This is a genomic window from Glycomyces endophyticus, from assembly GCF_039531525.1.
GTDB lineage: Bacteria > Actinomycetota > Actinomycetes > Mycobacteriales > Micromonosporaceae > Glycomyces > Glycomyces endophyticus.
Genome location: NZ_BAAAQF010000002.1, coordinates 375,526 through 393,730, shown reverse-complemented (window position 1 = coordinate 393,730; position 18,205 = coordinate 375,526). Strand labels below are relative to the sequence as shown.

General features: G+C 70.7%; 18 protein-coding genes. 13 read left to right on the top strand and 5 right to left on the bottom strand.

Annotation, left to right across the window (positions count from 1 at the left end):
- The first annotated feature begins 57 nt into the window (after window positions 1-57).
- The 11 genes from ABD419_RS02570 to ABD419_RS02520 all read left to right on the top strand — a co-directional run bounded on the left by ABD419_RS02570 (window position 58) and on the right by ABD419_RS02520 (window position 10,611).
- Window positions 58-1,497 carry a basic amino acid/polyamine antiporter gene (locus ABD419_RS02570; protein ID WP_344481345.1) on the top strand — a complete coding sequence of 480 codons (1,440 nt, stop codon included), beginning with the start codon at window positions 58-60 and terminating at the stop codon, window positions 1,495-1,497.
- 16 nt (window positions 1,498-1,513) lie between these two features.
- On the top strand, window positions 1,514-2,755 hold the full coding sequence (locus ABD419_RS02565) for an arginine deiminase (protein WP_344481343.1): 1,242 nt from the start codon (window positions 1,514-1,516) through the stop codon (window positions 2,753-2,755).
- 218 nt (window positions 2,756-2,973) lie between these two features.
- Entirely contained in the window at window positions 2,974-3,231 is a 258-nt protein-coding gene (locus ABD419_RS02560) for a hypothetical protein (protein WP_344481341.1), read from the top strand.
- 40 nt (window positions 3,232-3,271) lie between these two features.
- Entirely contained in the window at window positions 3,272-4,048 is a 777-nt protein-coding gene (locus tag ABD419_RS02555; RefSeq protein ID WP_344481338.1) for a hypothetical protein, read from the top strand.
- Complete coding sequence (locus ABD419_RS02550) at window positions 4,038-4,481, top strand: hypothetical protein (RefSeq protein ID WP_344481336.1); 444 nt, start codon at window positions 4,038-4,040, stop codon at window positions 4,479-4,481. The genes ABD419_RS02555 and ABD419_RS02550 overlap by 11 nt, the downstream gene beginning before the upstream one ends.
- Window positions 4,482-5,943: 1,462 nt before the next feature.
- Entirely contained in the window at window positions 5,944-6,315 is a 372-nt protein-coding gene (locus ABD419_RS02545) for a hypothetical protein (protein ID WP_344481334.1), read from the top strand.
- An 8-nt stretch (window positions 6,316-6,323) separates the two neighbouring features.
- On the top strand, window positions 6,324-7,187 hold the full coding sequence (locus tag ABD419_RS02540) for a hypothetical protein (RefSeq protein WP_344481331.1): 864 nt from the start codon (window positions 6,324-6,326) through the stop codon (window positions 7,185-7,187).
- A gap of 3 nt (window positions 7,188-7,190) precedes the next feature.
- On the top strand, window positions 7,191-7,661 hold the full coding sequence (locus tag ABD419_RS02535) for a hypothetical protein (protein ID WP_344481329.1): 471 nt from the start codon (window positions 7,191-7,193) through the stop codon (window positions 7,659-7,661).
- Between the two features lie 877 nt (window positions 7,662-8,538).
- Window positions 8,539-9,426: a sigma-70 family RNA polymerase sigma factor gene (locus ABD419_RS02530; protein ID WP_344481327.1), complete on the top strand. Its 888-nt coding sequence runs from the start codon at window positions 8,539-8,541 to the stop codon at window positions 9,424-9,426.
- 484 nt (window positions 9,427-9,910) lie between these two features.
- Window positions 9,911-10,399, top strand: a complete 489-nt coding sequence (locus ABD419_RS02525; protein ID WP_344481324.1) for a DUF2975 domain-containing protein — start codon at window positions 9,911-9,913, stop codon at window positions 10,397-10,399.
- The gene (locus ABD419_RS02520) at window positions 10,399-10,611 is read left to right on the top strand and encodes a helix-turn-helix domain-containing protein (protein ID WP_344481322.1); all 213 of its coding nucleotides are present in this window, start codon (window positions 10,399-10,401) and stop codon (window positions 10,609-10,611) included. The genes ABD419_RS02525 and ABD419_RS02520 overlap by 1 nt, the downstream gene beginning before the upstream one ends.
- Window positions 10,612-10,664: 53 nt before the next feature.
- Here the strand turns inward: ABD419_RS02520 and ABD419_RS02515 are convergent, their stop codons facing one another.
- A complete protein-coding gene (locus ABD419_RS02515; protein WP_344481320.1) occupies window positions 10,665-11,501 on the bottom strand; it encodes an aldo/keto reductase in 837 nt (278 codons plus the stop codon).
- Window positions 11,502-11,613: 112 nt separating this feature from the next.
- Between ABD419_RS02515 and ABD419_RS02510 the strand changes: the two genes are divergently transcribed.
- Together ABD419_RS02510 and ABD419_RS02505 are read left to right on the top strand one after the other, a co-directional pair.
- On the top strand, window positions 11,614-12,084 hold the full coding sequence (locus ABD419_RS02510) for a rhodanese-like domain-containing protein (RefSeq protein WP_344481317.1): 471 nt from the start codon (window positions 11,614-11,616) through the stop codon (window positions 12,082-12,084).
- 45 nt (window positions 12,085-12,129) lie between these two features.
- The gene (locus tag ABD419_RS02505) at window positions 12,130-12,858 is read left to right on the top strand and encodes a PIG-L deacetylase family protein (RefSeq protein WP_344481314.1); all 729 of its coding nucleotides are present in this window, start codon (window positions 12,130-12,132) and stop codon (window positions 12,856-12,858) included.
- Between the two features lie 113 nt (window positions 12,859-12,971).
- Here the strand turns inward: ABD419_RS02505 and ABD419_RS02500 are convergent, their stop codons facing one another.
- From ABD419_RS02500 to ABD419_RS02485, 4 genes are all read right to left on the bottom strand, one after another.
- A complete protein-coding gene (locus tag ABD419_RS02500) occupies window positions 12,972-13,757 on the bottom strand; it encodes a hypothetical protein (RefSeq protein ID WP_344481311.1) in 786 nt (261 codons plus the stop codon).
- The gene (locus ABD419_RS02495; RefSeq protein ID WP_344481309.1) at window positions 13,754-14,299 is read right to left on the bottom strand and encodes a SigE family RNA polymerase sigma factor; all 546 of its coding nucleotides are present in this window, start codon (window positions 14,297-14,299) and stop codon (window positions 13,754-13,756) included. The genes ABD419_RS02500 and ABD419_RS02495 overlap by 4 nt, the downstream gene beginning before the upstream one ends.
- Window positions 14,300-14,644: 345 nt before the next feature.
- Window positions 14,645-15,925 carry a glycosyltransferase gene (locus ABD419_RS02490; RefSeq protein WP_344481306.1) on the bottom strand — a complete coding sequence of 427 codons (1,281 nt, stop codon included), beginning with the start codon at window positions 15,923-15,925 and terminating at the stop codon, window positions 14,645-14,647.
- Window positions 15,922-18,195, bottom strand: a complete 2,274-nt coding sequence (locus tag ABD419_RS02485) for a glycoside hydrolase domain-containing protein (RefSeq protein WP_344481303.1) — start codon at window positions 18,193-18,195, stop codon at window positions 15,922-15,924. The genes ABD419_RS02490 and ABD419_RS02485 overlap by 4 nt, the downstream gene beginning before the upstream one ends.
- Window positions 18,196-18,205 lie beyond the last annotated feature (10 nt).

Sequence of the window (18,205 nt, the reverse complement as noted above, 5' to 3'; positions counted from 1 at the left end):
TCAGGCCCATCGCCCGTCCGGGAACCGGAGACCGCGGGCCGGACCTGCGAGGCTCCCATGGCGCACGACACCGCGACCGAGGCGCGGCCCGCCGCGAAGCTCGCGTTCTGGACGCTCACCTCCATGGTCGTCGGCTCCATGGTCGGCGCCGGCGTCTTCTCCCTCCCGTCGCGCTTCGCGCAGCAGACCGGCGTCGCCGGCGCGCTGATCTCCTGGACCGTCGCCGGCACCGGCATGCTCATGCTCGCGTTCGTGTTCCAGCAGCTCGCCGTCCGCCGCCCCGACCTCGACGCCGGCGTCTACGCCTACGCGAAGGCCGGGTTCGGCGAGTACCCCGGCTTCTTCTCCGCGTTCGGCTACTGGGCCTCGGCCTGCGTCGGCAACGTGACCTACTGGGTCCTCATCATGTCGACGATCGGGGCCGTCGTGCCCGCGCTCGGCGAAGGCGACACCGTCCTCGCGATCGTCCTGTCCTCCGCGGGCCTGTGGGGGTTCTTCCTCCTCATCAAGCGCGGCGTCAAGGAGGCCGCGGCGATCAACCGGATCGTCACCGTCGCCAAGCTCATCCCCATCGCCGTGTTCGTGATCCTCGCGCTGTTCTTCCTCGACCCGCACGCGTTCGCCGAGAACTGGGGCGGCGCCGACTACGCCGGTTCCCTGTTCTCCCAGGTGAAGGGCACGATGCTCGCGACCGTGTTCGTGTTCCTCGGCGTCGAGGGCGCGAGCGTCTACTCCCGGCACGCCAAGCGCCGCGAGGACGTCGGCCGCGCCACGGTCACAGGGTTCCTGTCGGTGTTCGCGGTGTTCGCGTCGGTCACGATCGTGTCCTACGGGATCATGCCGATGGACGAGATCGCCGAGCTGCGCCAGCCCTCCATGGCCGGGGTCCTGGAGCACGCGGTCGGCACGTGGGGCCTGGTGTTCGTCAGCGTCGGCCTCATCGTCTCGGTCCTCGGCGCGTACCTGGCGTGGACGCTCATGGCCGCCGAGGTCCTGTTCGTGGCCGCCAAGGACAAGGACATGCCGCGGTTCCTGGCCCGCTCGACGCCGGCGGACGTCCCGGTCCCGGCGCTCGCGCTGTCGACGGCGCTGAGCCAGGTCGTCCTCGTCGTCACCTACTTCTCGGAGGACGCGTTCAACTTCGCGCTCGACCTCACCAGCGCGCTCACCCTCATCCCGTTCCTGCTCGCGGCCCTGTTCGCGGTGAAGGTGGCGGCCGGGTGGGACCGCGAGGCGGTGGGCCGGCGCGCGGGAGGGGCGCTGCCGATCGCGGCGCTCGCGGTCGTCTACACGGCGTTCCTGCTGTTCGCGGCGGGGCTGCGCTTCGTGCTCGTGTCGTTCATCGTGTACGCGCCGGCGACGATCCTGTTCGTCATGACCCGCCGCGAGCAGGGCCGGCGCCTGTTCAGCCCCGGCGAGGCGGTGCTCCTGGCGGTCTCGGTCGCGGGCGCCGCGATCGGCGTCATCGCACTGGCACTCGGCTGGATCAGCATCTAGAACCCTTGGGGGAGCAATGAGCGGTGACTACGGCGTCCACTCCGAGGTGGGCCGGCTGCGCAAGGTCCTGGTGTGCCGGCCGGGCCTCGCCCACCGGCGCCTCACGCCCACGAACGCCGACGGGCTGCTGTTCGACGACGTCATGTGGGTGGAGAACGCGCAGCGCGACCACGCCGACTTCGTGAACAAGATGCGCGGTCGGGGCGTGGAGGTCGTGGAGCTGCACGAGCTGCTGGCGGCGACGATGGCCGACCCGGCGGCCCGGTCGTGGCTGCTCGACCGCAAGATCACCCCGAACGAGGTCGGCCTGGGCCTGGTCGAGCCGACCCGGGAGTTCCTGGAGTCGCTGGGGCCCATGGACCTCGCGGAGTTCCTCATCGGCGGCATGTCGACCGCGGACCTCCCCGAGGACCTCCGCCCGCCCTACGTCGCACTCGCCCGGGAGTCCACGGGCGCGCGCGAGTACCTGATGCCGCCGCTGCCGAACACGCTCTACACGCGCGACACCACCTGCTGGCTGTACGGCGGGCTGACGCTGAACCCGCTGTACTGGCCGGCGCGGCACGACGAGACGCTGCTGATGAAGGCGGTGTACACGTTCCACCCTGACTTCACGGGGTCGACGGTGTGGTGGGGCGACCCCGACGAGCACTGGGGGCAGGCGACGTTCGAGGGCGGCGACATCATGCCGGTCGGGAACGGGGTGGTGCTCATGGGCATGAGCGAGCGCACCTCCCGGCAGGCGATCACGCAGGTCGCGCGGGCGCTGTTCGCGCGGGGTGCTGCCGAGCGGGTGGTGGTGGCGGGCATGCCGAAGCTGCGGTCGGCGATGCACCTGGACACGGTGTTCACGTTCGCCGACCGCGACGTGGTGACGCTGTACCCGAAGATCATGGACGCGGTGCACACGTTCACGCTCCTCCCCGCCGACCGCGAACCGGGCCTCGACCTCGTCGACCACGGCACGGCGCCCTTCACCGACGTGGTCGCCGAGGCCCTGGGCCTGCCCGGGCTGCGGGTGATCGAGACCGGCGGCGACGTGTACGCCTCCGAACGGCAGCAGTGGGACTCGGGCAACAACGCGGTGGCGCTGGAACCCGGCGTCGTCATGACGTACGACCGGAACACGCAGACGAACACGCTCCTGCGCAAGGCCGGCATCGAGGTCATCACGATCGTCGGCGCCGAACTGGGCCGCGGCCGCGGCGGCGGCCACTGCATGACCTGCCCGATCAGCCGCGACCCGGTCGACTTCTGATCCCATCGCGCGCAAACGCGGCCGGTGCTCCTCCCCGAGGAGCACCGGCCGCTGCGTCTGCCGCGGCCTCATCTACTGGGACACGCGGCTCCGCGGGCGCCGCCTCCCCCGATTCGCCGGGCCAGTGCGAAGGGCGCAATTCGGGTAAGGTCGCGGGTGCGCGGCGCGACCGGGCGCGCCCACCCCGTTGCCCCCGCTCCCCGGTTCGAAAGGCCCCCATGGCATCCATTGACGAGGTCATCGCCTCCATCGGCGCGGGCGCCGATGCGGTGAACGAGATCCAGGCGCAGGTCGAGGGTTCCAAGGCCATGACCGAGGAGACCATGGGCCAGTTGCAGGCGCTGAACGTCGAGGGCGCCGCGGCCGCGGTCGGGGCGTGCAAGGATCAGCTTGAGGAGTGCTCCGCGATGGCCGCCGCCCTACACAACAAGCTGACCGAGGCCGCCACTGCCGCGCAGTCCGCCAAGCAGGGGTAGCGGTCGTGGACGGGTTGACCGGGTTCGCGGGGTAAGCGGGATGGCGGGGCTACTGGAGGTCGCGGCGAAGATCGCGGCCGACAAGGAGCAGGTCGCGCAGTTGGCGGCGCTCCTCGCCGCAATGAAGGATCAGGCCGAGCAGACGGCGGGTGCCATTGCGGCCGTGGGCGTCGAGCAGCGGGCCGCGGACATGCGTCGAGCAGCCGAGGCCGTCGAGGAGGCCGAGGCGCTGCGTCTGGCGCTTGAGGGCGGGTTGGAGAAGGCGCGCTGGCAGGCGATGTCGGCCGTACACGGGAAGATGGGGCCGGGAGCGCGAGGATCGGGCCCGGGAGGCGCGTTCATCGCCGCAGACGGGACGGTCATCACCTCCGATGGAGGATCCGCGATCGGCCACCTCGATGCGGTCCCGCCACACGTAAGGCAGGATCCCACTCCAAGTGGCCAGGAGCTGACCGGAGTCGATCCGACCCTCAGCCCCTTCCAGAAGGAGCACGAGGGCGCGAGCGACGACACGAAGATGGGCAAGCTAAGTCGTTTCGGCCGGAAGGCAGTTCGGAACACCGGCGATCTGGTCGAGGCTTCCAAGAACATAATCGATGCTCGAGCCAATACGATTGAGCGCGACTACGATCCCTGGGGCCCAACGGCTCACACGATAACCGAGACCCCCACCCCTCCGTCCCAGACGCCGGTATTCCAACGCTCGGAGATCGGAGACGTGCGCAGTGCGGATGTGGTCGGCACTAGCATCGTGGTTGCAGTCATTGCAGTCGAGGGGCTATCACGGATTCTGAGAAAGAGGAAGCATGGCGAGTAACCCGCTGATCCGAGAGCTCATGCGAGCCATCGCCCTTGGCGACGGATCGAAGATGAAGGAGCTGAACAGCCGCCTTCCCGATGCTGACCGGGATGACTATGTCATCCGGGTCGCTGCGATGTTCGCTGGTGTTGTCGGGCACGTTTTCGAACACGATCAGAGTCCGGAAGCGATTCGCGACTTCATCGCCAAAATCTCATACGCGTACCGAAATGCTGAGCCCCCATTCAAGCCACTCGCGATGGAGGCGCTTATTCGGGCGCTCTTGGGCGAGGATGACCTCCTCGATGAGGTTGCAGCCGAGGATCAGCTCGACATCGAGATCTTGACCATCCGGATGATCACGGATCAGTACCCCAAAGTTCGTGACAATCTGGAGGAGTACCTCAATGACGCCGAGACACTTGCGGTCCACTGGGAAGCTGAAAGCTGACTAAGCATCCATCGAGATTGCGCGCTTGGGGGACAAGTCCAATGGCTCTGTCCCCCAAGCTGTTTCAAAAAACTCTTGGACAATCCTGCACCGTGAGTTGACACGTGGCATTACTTTGAGTCATCATCGGACTCACGCCCCTGGTGTCGCAAGTGGGGTGAGTTCTTACGTCTCGAACGGAGCTTGTTACGAAGCATCCAGATGCCATCGAAGCCTTTAGATAGGCCAGAATTAATCAGCCGTCCGGCGGTCCTCTGCCGCTAAACATGGGTTCCGCCGGACGGCCTAACAACAGAAGGAGTGCTTCCGTGTCGTCTACGACGATACGCTATTCCGGCGTACCTGAAAACAGCCATTCCCGTCGCCTCGATTTCGGGGCCGATACGGCGTCCGGCCTCGCGGCCGATGCCGCCTCCTACAGCCGCCAGGCACCGGACGACCGGTACGACCGGCGTCCCGAAACCGATCTCACCCTGAAGTGGCGCAAGCGTCTCCGCGCGCTCGCCGACACCGACGCCGCGTCCGCCTCCGGCACTCACGTCGCCTCCGGTTCCGAGGGACCGGCGAGGCCCGGCCCGGGTCCGTTCGGCTCACCAGGCTGGTATCCCGACCTCCGGACCGGGAGGCACCGTCGCGGCGAGGCCCCCGACCCGATCCCTCGGCCAGACCACGAAGAAGGCCGGCCCGGGACCTCGGTTCCGAGCCCGCCACAGGATCCGCAACCGCCGCGCGGCTTCTCCTCGCCACTGCGCGAACAGGATCGCGGCGACCTCTCGTGGTCGTTGGATGAGGAGTGTTGCGGTGTCCCGCAATCGTCGGAGGGCCAGCGTGGCGGATCTTCGCGAGCACCAGAAGAGGAGCGGGGCGCAGCCTCACGACCGTCCGAGGACCAGGGCGGCGCATCCTCGCGGAGCTGGCGCGAGCCGGGCGGCGCCGACATCCGGCGGGAGTCATCGGGTCGGCTCGGACGGCCCAGCCCCAGCCCCAGTCATCGCACTACCGCAGAGCCCCGGTCCGCCGAGGCGCCGGTGGCACCGCACCGGTTCGACAAGCTCCGAGAAGACGCCTGGGTCCGGTTCCTCGAGAAGTCCGCCCCATTGGCTGCAGCGCACCACACCACCCGGACCGGGGTAAGACGCGACGGCAATCCGAGCGCGGGCCGGCTGAGGCGATTGATCCTGACCGTCGCCGGAATGATCAAGTACCGCGGAACCGCCCGTGTCGCAACCGAACCGGAGTGGCATGTGACCTCACGGGCTGATCGCAGCGGCTCGCGCATCACGGCACCGGCCGCAGGGGAATCACCGAACTCGGCCGTCCTACGCCTGAGCACAGAGCGGCCCTCGATTCCGCGCCCTCGTGATCTCTGGGGCCGTACCGAGACCGCGTTGCGAACCGCTCGGTTCGCTCAAGCGGTCCGTGGTGCCGCGCGCGCTCGCTCCGAACTCGCCGGAGGTGCGGCATGGGCCTAGGACGGCTCGCCCCGCACTGGATCAGGGCCCGCTATGCGAAGGCCCTCAACGAGATCCCGCTTCCAGTCCGGTCATTCGGCGGGATCGATCCCGCCGCACTGACCGTCCTCGCCGAGGTCGAGATCGCCGGGCAGGTGCTCCGGTTCGGGCGCCTAGCACAGGTGCCGCGCCTGTGGATCACACTGCCAGACCAGTATCCCCAGGTCATGGGTTTCCTCACCGGCCTTGAGACCGGTCGGCCCGACCTCCATCTCACTGAACTCGACCACCTCGAATGGGCCAGTCGGCCGGGACGCGCCGCGCACATCAAACGCGAGGCGCTGACCGCCTGGAACATCCCCAGCCGCAACTGCGAAGGGTAGGAGACACCATGACGCACGACGACATTCCATCCACTGTCGAGTTCCCCGCCATCCCTCCGGCCGAATCACAGGCCGAACCACTCGCGGCATCCGCATTCACGGCCGCGGGACCGACCGACCCGACCGACTCGCCCCACCTCGCCGACGCGACCGAGCCGGCCGACACATCAGACCCGACCGATCCAGCCGCCCTGACCGTGTCGAGACCGGCCAGGTCCGCGCGGCCGCCGGCGGAGACATCGCCGAGGGCGGCACAGACCGCCCTGTTCCGGGCCCACGCGACCGCCCGCCTGCGAGGCGACACTGCCGGGGCACTCGCTCTGGCGATGGACATCGGCGAAGCGCAGCGCTTGGCGCACATGGTGTTCCTGATCTCGCTGTTCACGCAGGTCGTCTACGAGGAGTACGGCGACCGCCCCGACCCATCGGACCTCGCCGCGCTCACCAAGCACCTGCACGAGAAGCACCGCACCGCGAGCCCGGGCTTCATGGCGATCCGCGCCGAGGCGCTGGTGCGGGCCGTCTGCGGAGAGTCTCACTGGTTCAACGAGATCCCGCTCAGTGAGCAGCCCGGCTACCTGTGGGCGGTCATGACCGAGCTGGTCGACCCGGAGAGCACCGATGCCGCCCTGACCGAACGCTTCGACCTCGCCGACGAACTCCGCACCGACATCTTCCGGGAGGTCGGCGCCACTGCAGAGGCCGAAGCGCCGCAGGGGAGCCGGATCGGCCCAGACAACGCCCACTCGCCCGCGCCGGGAACCGACCGAGCCATCGGCGACCGGTCGACACCCGGACCGGCCCCGCGTTCGGCGAAGCCGTTCCGGGACATCACTGAAACCGGCGATGCCGCCGACGAGCAGGAGGTGTGAAGGATGACCACTGAACAACTGCAACCGCTGCACCACGACCACCTCGCCGCGCTGATCACCGGCGACCTGGACCGTGCCGCGAGACTGCGCGAGCGGTTCCGCGCGCACGACCACGGCATCGCCGTCGATCTGCTCCGCGCCGCCGCAGCGGTGTGCCTCGAACACCGCTTCGGCCCCGGGGCCGGGCTCGGTGCGGGTCCGGTCGATCATGATGTGCTCACGGACTTCATGGGCGAAGTCCGCGCTGCCCACCGCTGTACCGAACCGCCACCGGACTACCTCGCCGTCGAAGCGGTGATCCGTTCGCTCTACGGCGAACCGCACTTGCTGGAAGCGCTCGACGTCCACCCGCGGAGCCAGGCCCTCTACACGGTCCTGTGCCGCCAGACCTCCCGCCATCCGTGGCTCGCGGCGAACCCAGACCGCACCATCGCCCGAGCCAGGGAGCTGGCGGTCGTCTGGCTCCTCGGCTGAGCGGAGGCCGGGACGGCGAGATGCACCGCTGGGGCGGCCCGCCGAGGCCGCCTCAGCGGGCCGAACCGCGTGCGTACCTCCAAGCGCACCAATGAAAAAGACGTCGTCGGCGGCGACCGGAATCGTGGGGAGCACTTGAGTGCGAGACGAGGGCTTGTCAGGCACGTACGGCCGCGGGGCGGGATAAGGCGGGACGGCGCCCGCGAGGCGGATCCGGGAATGGGCGGGACGGGCCTGTGAGGCGCGCCCGGGCGCGGGGGACGGCCGGAATTTGTTGGGCTGCAACCGAACCTGAAGCCAGGCTGAAGATTTGCCACTCGATTGAGTGATGACACCCCCTGATACAGGTGAGACAATTGGTGTACGCACAGGGACGCGAAATCAGTACAGTCGGCGGCAGGTGCAAGCAGACTGAGACAAGCCTCTGGCCGGGACCGTACCTCTGGCTGGTTTCGAGAACCCCGTACCGCACCGGGCGGTCGGGCGGGTCTCAACCCTCAGTGCCATCGGGTTCCATCCCGGGCCCTGGGAAGGGTCGCAAGGGGATGGGAGACCTCCGGGCGGGATCACCTCACTCCGGGGAGCACGTGCTCAGAACGAGGCACACGGCACCACCAGCGGACCGCACACCACACCGCTGCACCAAGCAGACACCCGACGACACCTATCCATGAGGAGGCACCGAGGACCAGGCATCACCGGGTTCAGACGGCACGCATTCGCGACGCCAGGCTTCAGGCTTCAGGCTTCAGGCTTCAGGCTTCAGGCGGGATCATCCGCACAGGAGAGCGGCTGAGCTGCAGGCAGCCCCGGGCGGTCACATTCGTCGCAGCTGTTGCGTCATATGAGTGACCGCATGCATGAGGAGGGACCGGACATGACCGACGACCAGTGGCTCGCACGCCGATTCGAGGACGACCGGCCGCGGTTGGTGGCGGTGGCGTTCCGGATGCTCGGGTCTTCGGGGGAGGCCGAGGACGCCGTCCAGGAGGCGTGGTTCCGCCTGGCCGCCAGCGACACCGAGCGGATCGTGAACCTCTCCGGGTGGCTGACGACGGTGGTGGGCCGGGTGTGCCTGGACCAGTTGCGGCGGCGCAGGTCCCGGGCCGAGCAGCCGATCCCCGAGACCGGGCCGGAGCCGACCGCGCTGCCGACGCTGACCGGCGCGCCGGTCGACCCCGAGTCCGAGGCGGTGATGGCCGATTCGGTGGGGCTCGCGCTCCTGGTGGTGCTGGAGACCCTGGAGCCGGCCGAGCGGTTGGCGTTCGTGCTGCACGACATGTTCGGTGTGCCGTTCGACGAGATCGCCCAGATCGTCGACCGGACCCCTACGGCGGCGCGGAAGCTCGCGAGCCGGGCCCGCGCCCGGGTGCGGGGGACGGGCGAGCCGGAGCACCGGGACACGGCGCGCCAGCGCGCGGTGGTCGAGGCGTTCATGTCGGCGGCGCGCGAAGGGGACTTCGACGCGCTGGTGTCGGTGCTCGACCCGGACGTGACGCTGCGGACCGACGCTGCCGGGGTCGGGATGATCCTGCGCGGCGCGGCCACGATCGCGGGCGGCGCGGTGACGTTCGCGGCCATGGCGACCCAGGCGCAGCTGGTGCTCGTGGACGGGCGGATCGGGACGGTCTCGTCGATCGCGGGCCAGCCGCTGCCCACGCGGGTGCTGGTGTTCACGGTGGAGGACGGCCGGATCACGGCGATGGAGGGGATCACCGACGCGGCCCGCATCCGCGGCATGGAGATGACGCTCCTCGCCGTCTGACGGGCGGCCCGCGCCACGCGCCCGCATCGTGCGCCTCGCGTTCTCCGGTATCCCGATCGTCGGCGCGGGCCGGTGCGCCTGGGATCGGTGCCCGCGGTCGGCCCTCGTGGATCGGCAGGCCCCCGTGGAACGGTCGGCTCCAGGATGTTGCACAGGCGCGAGACGGTCGCGGCCGGTCGCAGTCGGTCTCGACCGGTTGTGGTCAGAATCCGCACCCGGTCGCGGACGGCTCCGCACCTGGCACAGCCAACACCCTGGAGCAGGCGCAACAGCGTCGCAGTCGGCCGGCCAGCGCCCGCAACCGGCAGGGTCGTGATCGGGCTCAGTCGGCTCCCAGGCGCGGCACGGCCGGTACTCCCACCCGGCACCGTCAGTTCCGCGCCCGGCACGGTCAAGGCGGCCATTGACTCACCGAATCGTGCCCTCTCTCGATTTTCGATCGGTATCTATTGACTATCGATAGATACCGATCGAGAATCGATGTATGAACGCATTCCTCATCCTGATGCTGCGGATGGCCCTCGCCGCCGCCTTCCTCGCCGGGCTGTTCGGTCAGATCATGGTCGTGCCGAACTCGCTCGCCGAAGACGTCGCCCAGGCATACGGCCCCGAGATGGTGACCGCCCTCGTGCCCGCTGCCATCGCGGGCATCGCCTGCGTGCAGATCGTGCTCGTCGCGACCTGGCGGCTCCTCGGCATGATCGAGGGCGACGCGATCTTCAGCGAGCGGTCGTTCCGCTGGGTCGACGTCGTCGTCTGGGCCACCGCCGTCGCCACCGCGATCGCGCTGCTCGCGGCCGCCTACATCTTCGTGTTCGGGAGCGGCGCCGACGAGATGCGCCTCCTGGGCGACCTCGGCGGGCTCGTCGTATGCGCGGGCGGCGGCGCGGCGTTCGCGATGTTCACCCTCATCATGAAGGGCCTGCTGCGCAAGGCCACCGAGCTGCGGACCGAGATGGCCGGGGTCGTCTGATGGCCATCGCGGTCGACATCGACGTCCTGCTGGCCGCGCGCGGCATGTCCGTGGGCGAGTTCGCCGAGGCCGTGGGGATCAGCCCCGCGAACGTCGCGGTCCTCAAGAACGGGCGTGCGAAGGCGGTGCGGTTCTCGACCCTGGAGGCGATCTGCCGGGTCCTCGACTGCCAGCCCGGCGACGTGCTCCGCTGGGTCCCCGACGCCGACTGACCGGCGGCATGCGAACGGCGGCACCGGAACCCCGGTGCCGCCGCTACGTGCGTCTAGTGCCCGAACTCGTCGGAGTCCGCGGCCGCGCCCTCGCCGCGGTCGAGGGCCGTCAGGGCTGCGACGTCGGCCGGCTCGAGCTCGAAGCCGAACACGTCGAGGTTCTGCTCCAGGCGCGCGGGGTCGGAGGACTTCACCGCGACCGCCAGGCCCAGCTCCAGGTGCCAGCGGAGCACGATCTGCCCCGGCGTGCGCCCGTACTTCTCGGCCAGCGCGGTGACCACCGGGTCCTTCCGGACCTCGCCGCCCGCGCCGCCGATCGGGGACCAGGACTGGGTGACGATCCCCTTCGCGGCGTCGTAGGCGCGGGACTCGGCGCGGGTGGTGTACGGGCTGAGCTGGATCTGGTTGACGTCGGGGACGACCCCGGTGGCGTCGATGACCCGGTCGAGGTGCGCGGGCTTGAAGTTCGAGGTGCCGATCGCCTTGACGCGCCCGGACTCCAGCAGCCGGACCAGGCCCTGCCAGGCCTCGGTGTACTTGCCGTGCTGCGGGTTGGGCCAGTGGATGAGCAGCAGGTCGAGGTAGTCGAGACCGAGCAGGTCGAGGCGGCGCTCGGCGGCCTCGGCGGCGAGGTCGACGCCGTGCCACTCCCGGTTGAACTTGCTGGTGACGAACAGCTCCTCGCGGGCGACGCCGGAGGCCTTGAGCCCCAGGCCGACGCCGCGCTCGTTGCGGTAGTTCTCGGCCGTGTCGACGAGCCGGTAGCCGATGCCGACCGCCTCGGCGATCACCCGCTCGGCCTCGGCGTCGTCCATGGGCCAGGTGCCCAGACCCAGGCGCGGCATGTCGGCGCCGTGTGCGAGCCGGACGGTCGGTGCGGTGGGAGCCATCGGTGCCTCTTTCCTCGGATGCGGTTCGGCGTCTACGCTACCCTCGTCCCGACCAGTGGCGGACTTTGTACCGATGCAAACATTTGTTTGTACCGGCATGTAGCTTCGAAGCATGGGAACGAACGAGAACGCCGTGCTGCGCGTGCCCCCGGCCTCCCCCGCCGACGCGCTCGCCCACTTCACCGGCCTGATGGCCTACAGCAGCGACGTCTCCGACGTCCACGCCGCCCTCGACGCCGAGGACCCGGGCTTCACGCTCGTCGACTCGCGCGGCGCGGCCGCCTGGTTCCAGGGCCGCGTGCCCGGCGCCGTGCACCTGCCGACCGACGAGATCGCCGCCCGCGCCGCCGAGCTCGTGGACGCGGCCAAGCCCGTCGTCGTCTACTGCTGGGGTCCCGGCTGCAACGGCGCCTACCGGGCCGCGATCGAGTTCGCGAAGCTCGGCTACCAGGTGAAGTACATGATGGGCGGCTACGAGTACTGGGTGCGCGAAGGCCTCCCGGTCGCCACCGACGCCGGCGTCGAGCGCGGCCGCCCCGACCCGCTCACCGCCCCGTCGAGCGGCGTCTCCTGCGACTGCTGAACCGGGCCCCGGGCGGCCGCCGGCCCGCGGGCGCATAATCGGGGCATGAGCGAACTCCTTGCGATGCCCGAGGACTGGACCCGCGCGCTGGCGATCGTGGCGCACCCCGACGACATGGAGTACGGCGCCGCCGCGGCCGTCGCCCGCTGGACGGGCGAGGGCCGCGAGGTCGCGTACCTCATGGTCAGCCGCGGCGAGGCGGGCATCGACACGATGAGCCCCGAGGAGTGCGCGCCGGTCCGCGACGCCGAGCAGCGCGCCTCGGCCGCGGTCGTCGGCGTCTCCACCGTCGAGTTCCTCGACCACAGGGACGGGGTCATCGAGGCGGGCGTCGCGCTGCGCCGCGACCTGACGGCCGCGATCCGCCGCCACCGGCCCGAGCTCATCGTGACGCTGAACCGGCGCGACCACTTCGTGCCGGGCACCTGGAACTCCGCCGACCACCGGGCCGTCGGCGAGTCGGTCCTCGACGCCGCCAACGACGCCGGGAACCGGTGGATCTTCCCCGAGCTCGCCGCACAGGGCCTGGAGCCGTGGGGCGGGGTCCGGTGGGTCGCGCTCGCCGCGTCGCCGCAGTCGACGCACGCGGTCGACGTCACCGGCACGATGGAGGCCGGGATCGCCTCGCTGCTGGAGCACCGCGCGTACCTCTCGGCGCTCACCGACGAGGACCCGGAGACCTATGCGCGCGGGTTCCTCACGCAGTTCGCGCAGGCGACGGGCGAGCGCTTCGGCGTCCCGTTCGCGACCGCGTTCGAACTCGTCGGCTTCTAGGGCCCGTACTCCCGATAACGACCGGTCTGATTCGCGGCACGGGCCCTGACGGTGCCGGTGCGGGGGCCGGCTGTCGCGACCGGCCCCCGCGCCTGCTCTGGGGTCGACGAGGACTAGAAACCGCCTTCGAGGGTGCCGGTTCCACCGTCCTCGTCCGTGGCGGTGATCGTGAACGAGTCGCCCTCGCCGCTGCGCGGACCCCCGTTGGGGTCGAACTGGCCCGCGAGCGTGTATTCGATGCCGGGGGGCACGACCACGCCGTCCTTGAGGGTCCACCGCAGGACCGAGTAGCCGTCCTCGCTGGTCAGGACCGCCTTCTCGAAGAGGTTGTCGTCGGTCGTCCACGACTGGATGAACGCGAGGCCTTCGCCTTCGGCGAGCCGCAGCTCGATCTCGACCTCGGCGAGGCCGCGGTCGGTGGAGAACAGGATCTCCGACTGCGTGAAGTACTCGGTGTTGTTGGCGTCGATCTCGCCGGCGCCGTGCAGCCAGTCGGGGGCCGCGGGGGCGTCGTCGCCGCCGGTGGTCGCCTCGTCGGTGGCGTCGGGGCCGCTGCCGGTCTCGGAGGGCCCGCCGCCCTCGGCCGCGGTGCTCGCGTCGGGCTCGCTCTCGCTGGGCTCGCCGGACTGCGTCCCGGGCCCGGCGGCGGGCGGCGCGGGGTCGGGGTCGGCGGAGGGCCCGAAGCCCAGCATCTGTCCGAAGAGGACGACGCCGCCGATGAGGACGACGGCCGCGCCGGTCGCCATCGCGAGGTGGGGGACGAGCCGGCGGCGCTCGGCGGGCGCGGCGGCCCCGCGCGGTTCGCGCATGCCGTCGGCGATCCGCGTCCACATCCGGCCCGTGTCGGGCTCGAACTCCTCGGCGGTGACCCTGAGCCGGTCGGGCAGTTCGTCGTTCACGGCCCCACCCCGTTCCTGATCGCGGTGCGCGCGGGCCCGTCGCCGGGCGCGCCGAGGAGGCGCCGCAGCTCGGCGAGGCCCTTCGAGGTCTGGCTCTTGACGGTGCCGACGGAGACGCCGAGGGCCTCGGCGGTCTCGCGCTCGGACAGTTCGAGGGAGTGGCGCAGCACCACGCAGGCGCGGCGGCGCAGGGGGAGCCGGTCGAGGGCGGCGCGCACGTCGAGGACCGCGGCCGTGTCGGGGCCGTCGGCGGCGTCGGTGGGGCGCTGCCAGAAGAGGGTGTTGCGGCGGCGCTCGCGCACGGCGGCGCGGATGCGGGCCTTGGCGAGGTTGGCGACGATGCCGCGCGCGTACGCGATCTGGGAGCGGGCCCGCCGGGCCTGGTCCCACTGGCGCCACACCGCGAGCATGGCGTCCGAGGCGATGTCCTCCGCGGCGGCGCGATCGCCGATGAGCATCCACGCGAAACGCGCCAGCTCGGCGTGGTGCCGCTCGAAGAAGGCGCGGAAGGCGTCTTCCTCCAGCTTGGCGGGGACGTCCAACGGGGGCCTTCCAGTCGCGTTGCGGGGAGGCGATTCTAGCAGCACGACCGAGACCCCCTCACGTTCCGTTGCACGACAGGCGCAGGCACCCCCGGTGCCCGCGCCTGTCGATCTCCCATGGCAGGAAGCCCATCCGTCGGAACCGGAGTCGTTACGGGCGCGCCATGGCGGGGGTGACGGGGAAAGTCGGTGAGGACATCGCGGTCGCTCCCTCCGGTAGATGTGCGGTGCGGCGAGCCGGGTTGCCGCACCGTCCCCTAGTTGCCGCGGACGCCCCGAAGGTTGCCCCCGTTCCGAAGATTCCTCGGACTTTTTCTGCGGAGGCGCGCCGCCGCAGGTCGCGGCCTATGCGACGGGGGCGGCGAGACCGGCGAAGAGGTTGTCGAAGACGGCGGTGCGGTCGAAGCGCATCGCGTACGCGCGGGCGCGGGCCGCGCGCTCCTCGCGTTCGGCCGGTTCCATGCCCACGGCCCGGTCGATGGCGGCGGCGAGGGCCTCGCGGTCGGCGGGCGGCACCTCGATCGCGTGGTCCCCCACGGCCTCGGGGATGCCGCCGGTGCGGGTGGTGATGACGGGGCCGCCGCCGGCGAGCATCTTCTCGACCAGCGCGATCCCGAACGTCTCGACGAACTCGGGGCGGGGCTTCGACGGCAGCGCGTACGCCGCGCACCCGTTCATGAGCAGGGGCTTCTCGTCGTCGCTGACGTCGGAGAGGAACAGGACGCGCTCGTCGCCCTCGGCGAACACCTTCGTCTCGGCCAGCGCGGGGCCGGTCCCGGCGATGACGAGCCGGTGGGTCTTGTAGGCGTGGGAGTCGCGGTGGGCGGCGATGAGGTCGTCGGCGCCCTTCGCGGCGGCGACGCGGGAGAGGAACAGGACGTACTTGCCGCGTTCGAGGCCGCGCGCGGCCAGGGCGGCGTCGACGGCGGCGCGGCGCTCGGGCGAGGCGTCGAGGCCGGTGTACCGGCTCGCGTCGACGGCGGGGTAGGAGACCTGGACGCGGGCGTCGACCTCGGCGGCGAAGCGGGTCCCGCAGGCGCGGTCGACCTGCTCGGCCTCGTCGGCGATGAGGTCCTTCGTGTACTGGGACACCGCGACGCACCGGTCGTTGGCGAGGTAGGTGGTGAACAGGGCGGCGGCGGCGCCGAGCTCGCCGCGGGCGAGGCAGCCGCGCACGACGTTGGTGATGTCGGAGCCGACCGCTTCGGCGATGGTGGTGACGTCGGCGTCGATCCCGGCGGCGCGCACCGACCGGAGGGCGTCGACGACGGCGTTCGCGTGCGGGGACAGGTACATCGACATGCACACGGTGGGGACGCCGTCGGTGAACAGCTCGAAGAGGCGGCCGGTCATGCCGAGGAGGTGGCGGCCGTCGGGGACGCGGTAGTCCCCGACGGGGCCGGGCCGCTCGACGGTGATGCCCGCGGAGTACGGGAGGAGCTCGTCGAGCGGTTTGAGGGGCAGTCCCGCCGCCTGGAGGGCGTCGATGGGCCAGGTCACGATGCGCACGTCGTCGAAGCCGCGGGTGAGCGCGACCTCCGCGAGGCCGCGGGCCTCGGTGGCGTGGCCGCAGATGACCGGGTCGGCCCTGACGACGATGATCAGGCGGCGGGACTGCTGGGTCACGGTAGGAACTCCTGGAAGCGGGCTCCGGCGCCCCGAGCGTGGTCGGTGCGGTCGGAGGCGGACGGGGGGCGCGTCTTCGTCGCCCAGTCGGAGGGTGCGGCGCCGAGCTCGATCTCCAGCCGCCCGCCGCCGTGCAGCTGGTTGCCGGTGATGAAGCTGTGGTCCAGGGGCCGGCCGTTGAAGCGGGCGGACTGGACGTACTGCGGGGCGGCGCCGCGGGCGTCCTCGCCGATGCCGGTCTCGGTGTGGCCGGTCGTGACCACCTCGAAGTCGTTGCCGCCGAAGCGGAGCTGCGCTTCGGCGAACGCGGGGGCGTTGACGAGGAACAGGTTCTGGCCGGCGACGGGGAACAGCCCCAGCGACGCCCACACGTACCACGAGGACAGGGCCCCGGAGTCGTCGTTGCCGACGAGTCCGCCGCGCCCGGTCCCGAACTGGTGGGCGAGGGCGGCGTGAACGATCTCGGCGGTCCGGTCGGGCCGGCCCGCGTAGTGGTAGGCCCAGGGGGCCTCCATGTCGGGCTCGTTGTTCAGGCCCTCGAACCGGTCGAGGTCGAGGCCGATCGCGAACTCGGTGCCGAACGGCGGCGTGCCGAGCTGCACGACCGGGTCGGCGCCGAACCCGAAGAACCGGTCGAGGATCGCGGTGAACTCCTTGTCGCCGCCGGCGAGCTCGATGCGCGAGGCCATGTCGTGGAGGAGCCGGAACGAGTAGTTCCAGCGGCCGCCCTCGTAGAAGGAGGAGTCGCGCAGGAGCCCGTCGGGGCCGAACGCGTTGATCCAGTGGCGGGCCTTCGCCTCCAGTTCGTCGGCGAGCTTGAGGTCGCCGAGGCCGCGGGCGACGATCGCGGTGCACCAGTAGCCGGTGGCGAGGTCGAGGGTGTGGCTGATGGGGTGGACGACGCCGCGTTCGGTGTAGTCCTCGCCGTAGCCGCGGCGCAGGTCGTCCTGCATGTGGACGAGGGCCCAGTCCCATTCGGGCCCTTCGAGGCCGAGCTGGAACCCGTCGGCGAGGACGGTGTGGGCGAGCGCGGACGCCTGCCGGAAGAACCGGTCGGAGCCGCGGGCCATCCGGTAGCCGATGGGGAGGTTCCCCTCCTCCTCGGCGATCCGCACGATCGCCTCCAGCATGTCGGCGCCCTTGGCCGGGTTCAGGGCCGTGAGCAGCGGGAACTGGGTCTTGTACATGTCCCACATGGTCGCGATGTCGAACACGAACGGGCCCTTGGAGGGCCAGAACGGGCTCTCGTCCTGCGCGAAGCACGGCTTGATGAGCGAGTGGTACAGGCTGGTCGCGAACACCTGGCGGCGCTCGGGGGTGCCGCCCTGGACCTCGACCTGGGAGAAGTAGTCCGACCACGCCCCGCGGGCGTCGCCGAGGGCCCGGTCGAACCCGGCCTCGCCGGGGAGGGCCTGCTCGAGGTTCTTCCGCGCCTGCTCGGTGCCGCGCATGGAGAAGCCCATGCGGATCTCGACGACCTGCCCGGCCCTGGTGGGCCCCATGAACATGAGGCCGAACGGGCGCAGCGTGGTGCGGCGGATGTAGTCGAAGTCGAGCCTGGTGCCGCCGTCGACGCGCCGCCGGTCGTACCAGACGAGCTGGCGCCACCCGGGCGCGTCGGTGTCGATGTACACCGACAGCGGGATGCCCTCCATGACGACGGTGCCCTGCGCGCTGCCCTGCCCGAGGCTCTCGATGCCGGCGCGCAGCGGCACGGTGGTGCCGTGCTCGATCGCGAGGCCGCCGTACGAGAAGTCGAGCACCACTCGCGAGGACGACGACTCGGGGAACGTGTACCGGTGCACGGCGGTCTTCGCGCCCACGGTCAGCTCGCAGCGGATGCCGTTCTCCAGCGTCGCGGCGTAGTACCCGGGCGAGGCCTCCTCGTCCCGGAGCCGCCACCGGTTCCCGAGGGAGTCGAGCGGCTCGATCATCGGCGTGACGCGGAAGTAGTTGTAGTACTTGCGGATCGCGCCGGTGCCGGACTGCTGGAAGTGGGTGAAGCCGCTGGCGAGGTAGTCGTCGTACATGCGCGTCGGGGCGCCCTCGGTGGAGATCCCGTACAGGCCGTACCCGGTCGGGTAGGCCCCCGAGCACGCGCACGCCGAGACCATCCCCAGCGGGTAGCAGGCGCCCGGGTGGGTGTTCCCCACCTGGGCCTTCGGCCACCACCAAGCGGCGGCCAGCCCCTGCGCCGCGGGCAGATCGGTAGCGGCCGTACCGATGAACGGGTCCACGCTGTCCAAGATGCGACTGAGATTAGAGCTCATTCGTCACATC

Excerpts from the sequence above, each read along its gene's own strand:
- ABD419_RS02570 (WP_344481345.1), top strand. The coding sequence starts at position 58 with ATGGCGCACGACACCGCGACCGAGGCGCGGCCCGCCGCGAAGCTCGCG.
- ABD419_RS02565 (WP_344481343.1), top strand. The coding sequence starts at position 1,514 with ATGAGCGGTGACTACGGCGTCCACTCCGAGGTGGGCCGGCTGCGCAAG.
- ABD419_RS02560 (WP_344481341.1), top strand. The coding sequence starts at position 2,974 with ATGGCATCCATTGACGAGGTCATCGCCTCCATCGGCGCGGGCGCCGAT.
- ABD419_RS02555 (WP_344481338.1), top strand. The coding sequence starts at position 3,272 with ATGGCGGGGCTACTGGAGGTCGCGGCGAAGATCGCGGCCGACAAGGAG.
- ABD419_RS02550 (WP_344481336.1), top strand. The coding sequence starts at position 4,038 with ATGGCGAGTAACCCGCTGATCCGAGAGCTCATGCGAGCCATCGCCCTT.
- ABD419_RS02545 (WP_344481334.1), top strand. The coding sequence starts at position 5,944 with ATGGGCCTAGGACGGCTCGCCCCGCACTGGATCAGGGCCCGCTATGCG.
- ABD419_RS02540 (WP_344481331.1), top strand. The coding sequence starts at position 6,324 with ATGACGCACGACGACATTCCATCCACTGTCGAGTTCCCCGCCATCCCT.
- ABD419_RS02535 (WP_344481329.1), top strand. The coding sequence starts at position 7,191 with ATGACCACTGAACAACTGCAACCGCTGCACCACGACCACCTCGCCGCG.
- ABD419_RS02530 (WP_344481327.1), top strand. The coding sequence starts at position 8,539 with ATGACCGACGACCAGTGGCTCGCACGCCGATTCGAGGACGACCGGCCG.
- ABD419_RS02525 (WP_344481324.1), top strand. The coding sequence starts at position 9,911 with ATGAACGCATTCCTCATCCTGATGCTGCGGATGGCCCTCGCCGCCGCC.
- ABD419_RS02520 (WP_344481322.1), top strand. The coding sequence starts at position 10,399 with ATGGCCATCGCGGTCGACATCGACGTCCTGCTGGCCGCGCGCGGCATG.
- ABD419_RS02515 (WP_344481320.1), bottom strand. The coding sequence starts at position 11,501 with ATGGCTCCCACCGCACCGACCGTCCGGCTCGCACACGGCGCCGACATG.
- ABD419_RS02510 (WP_344481317.1), top strand. The coding sequence starts at position 11,614 with ATGGGAACGAACGAGAACGCCGTGCTGCGCGTGCCCCCGGCCTCCCCC.
- ABD419_RS02505 (WP_344481314.1), top strand. The coding sequence starts at position 12,130 with ATGAGCGAACTCCTTGCGATGCCCGAGGACTGGACCCGCGCGCTGGCG.
- ABD419_RS02485 (WP_344481303.1), bottom strand. The coding sequence starts at position 18,195 with ATGAGCTCTAATCTCAGTCGCATCTTGGACAGCGTGGACCCGTTCATC.